Below are 3050 nucleotides of genomic sequence, written 5' to 3'. Positions count from 1 at the left end.
TTACTCAAGTTTCCCACTCTTTGTGTACTACATTTTGTCGTGCGGAATGTGGGTTCCAGGGTAGGCTTCAAGGCGCGAATTATTTAATTATTAATTATTCGGTAAATAATTGATTATTTTTATCCGATAATTTGGTTTGATTTTTAATTATTGGAGGTGTTTTAAATTATCCATCGAAAAAATTTTGACTTTCATTGATTCATTATCAATTATAATCAGCTAATCAGCTAATCGGCAAAAGAATAGCCGTTCTCTCAAAAAAAACTTTACTCCATATAATGAACAGCAAACTACTTCAACAAGTCCGAATTTTAGACCCTGTTTCCCAGACAGATCGAGTTGCTGATGTTTTAATTATTGATGGAAAAATAGCAGGGGTTGAGGGAAATATTTCTGAGTTCCCTACTAAAACAGATATTCAAGATTGTCGGGAATTAATTTTAGGTCCTGGTTTAGTCGATTTATATTGTCATAGTGGGGAACCAGGGTTTGAGGAACGGGAAACTATTGAATCTCTAATGCAAGCTTCTAGAGCTGGTGGTTTTACTAGATTAGCAATTTTGCCCGATACTTTTCCACCTTTGGATAATCCTGCTGGTTTGGCAAGATTAAAAAATTTGGCAACTCAGACAACTGATAAATCTACTTTTCCTCTTCTTTATTATTGGGGTGCTATTACCCAAGGTGTAAAAGGTGAGCAAATGACTGAGTTGGGAGAATTAGCAGTAACGGGAGTTGTAGGGTTTGCTGATGGTTTGCCTCTAGAAAATCTTGGTTTGTTACGGCGAGTTTTGGAATATTTGAAACCTCTGAATAAATCTGTGGCTTTGTTTTGTAATAATTCTGGGTTGGCAGGTAATGGGGTGATGCGAGAAGGATATGATTCTATTCGCTTGGGTTTGCCTGGGGTTCCGACTATGGCTGAAAGTTCTGCTTTGGCTGCTGTATTAGAGCTAGTAGATGATATTGGTACTCCGGTTCATATTATGAGAGTTTCTACTGCTCGAAGTGTTGAGTTGATTGGAACTGCTAAAAGTAGGGGTTTGCCTATTACTGCTAGTACAACCTGGATGCACTTGTTGTTGGATACTCAAGCTATAGAGGGTAAGTCTCCTTTTGATACTGAGTTTATTCCTTATGACCCGAATTTACGTTTGGAACCTCCTCTGGGAAATAATAGCGATCGCCTAGCTTTAGTTCAAGGTATTAAGGATGGGGTTTTAGATGCTATTGCTATTGACCATTCTCCTTTTTCTTATGAGGAGAAAACCGTTGCTTTTTCTGAAGCACCCACGGGAGTTATAGGGCTAGAAACAGCATTACCTTTATTATGGAAGAATTTTGTCGAAACTGGAGAATTGTCAGCTTTAGAGTTATGGAGGGTATTAAGTACGGCTCCTAGCAAATGTTTAGGATTAAGTCCTGGAGAGATAAAACCTCAAAAGTCAGCAGAAGTTACCCTATTTGCGCCTCAAGAAACTTGGGTAGTAGAAAAGCAAACTTTGAAATCTCGTTCTATCAATACACCCTGGTTAGGAAAACAAATTCAAGGTCGTGTCCTGGAGTCTGAATTTTAAAGGATATGACTTTTTCAGAAGCACTCCGAATTTAGTTGATATTTTGGGTAATTATAAAATTTCCCACTAAGATTACTATTGTAAGTAAATACTGGAAAATCAAAAATTATTTTCAAATTAAATCTTTTGTGGTCTGATGATAAATAGTTGTTCAGTTTATCCTCTATATATTCCGAAACAGTTTATGGAAGATATAACTATTACTCCCTTCCCGGTGCAAGATTATCATCAGTAGATAATTGCAGTTAAATTTGGCTAGGTAATCTTTAATAGTGGCAAGTAGAGAAAACTAGATTTAGTTTAAGTTTTGGGTAATTCTAAAATCTCCTACTAAGATTACTATTATAGAAGCCATTTGGTATCTATTTAACAAATTACAAGTCCAATAGCCATCTGGGTTTTAAGAGTCTGGCAGTCATTTTTCGTGATTTTTCGGTCTCCTGAACCCCTATAGTTGTTAAGCTCCCTAAAACGGCTTTCCTGAAAGCTTTGTATTTCAAGAAAAGATACGCTTAGGGGTTCTATAAGTCAATACTGGAAAATCAAAAATTATTGCCAAATTAAATCCTTTGTGGTTTGATGGGTATTTGGTTATCCAGCTTATCAAGTTTATCCAATATATGTTCCGAAACAGTTTATGAAAGATACAAATACTGAACCAGATAAAGTTGGTTGGTACAACAGAAGCAGTATTTCTCTAATACTGAAAAATTAAGTATTGGCAAACTAAATCCTTTGTGGTTTGATGGGTATTTGGTTATCAAGTTCATACAAGATCTATTCCGAAATAGTTTATGAAAGAGACAAACACTGAAACTAAACCAAATAAAGTTGGTACAACAGAAGCAGCATTTCTTTTAAATATTTCTACTGCTAGACTCAGGTTGCTTCTCAGGCAAGGTCGCCTGAAGGGAGCCGAAAAAGTCAAACGGTTCTGGGTAATTCCTTTAAATAGTCGAGGAATGCCAGAAATTACCCCTGGTCGCCGTGGTCCTGAAGGAACTTGGAATAAAGGATTCCGCACAGGCAATACTTTTATCCATGTACTGCGAAGAGAAATTGACCATAACCGAGACCACGGCACATCTCTTCCAGCTATTTCTGTCAAACAAGGAGACAGAAATGACCATTGCCACGAAGTAGAAATTCTAGGAAATTGCAAAATTGTCTATCGACCCCATAAACCTAACAGAAGTCAAGCAGGCGGTGCCCGCCTGTGGATTGAGACAGAGCCTGATGTGGAAATTATTCGCAAATTTTTCCGAGATACGGAACTAGACGAAAATCAACTTCAAGGTTCTAGTGAATTTAGAGTCTGATTTTTAGATTCAACTAATAATATTTATCTATATTAATAAGTAGTGGTGTCGGTTTGTTTAACTTTGAAGTTGGCATTGTAAATTGTTATGCAAGTAATTATTATAGTTACTAAATCTATAGAAAAATATTCCTAGACAAGTGTTTTAATTAAGT

The 3050-nt window shown here is 36.5% G+C and carries 2 protein-coding genes; both read left to right on the top strand.

Features of this window, described 5'->3' with window-relative positions; all coding sequences use genetic code 11:
* The first annotated feature begins 278 nt into the window (after positions 1-278).
* The gene (locus ACP6PK_RS20140) at positions 279-1577 is read left to right on the top strand and encodes a dihydroorotase (RefSeq protein ID WP_426562077.1); all 1299 of its coding nucleotides are present in this window, start codon (positions 279-281) and stop codon (positions 1575-1577) included.
* Between the two features lie 794 nt (positions 1578-2371).
* Positions 2372-2896, top strand: a complete 525-nt coding sequence (locus tag ACP6PK_RS20135; RefSeq protein WP_426562075.1) for a hypothetical protein — start codon at positions 2372-2374, stop codon at positions 2894-2896.
* Positions 2897-3050 lie beyond the last annotated feature (154 nt).

The sequence above is a fragment of the Dapis hubbardiae BLCC-M172 genome (assembly GCF_050016015.1).
Lineage (GTDB): Bacteria > Cyanobacteriota > Cyanobacteriia > Cyanobacteriales > Microcoleaceae > Trichodesmium.
Note: the sequence above shows the minus strand (reverse complement) of the source record. Positions and strands in the feature narration are given on the sequence as shown.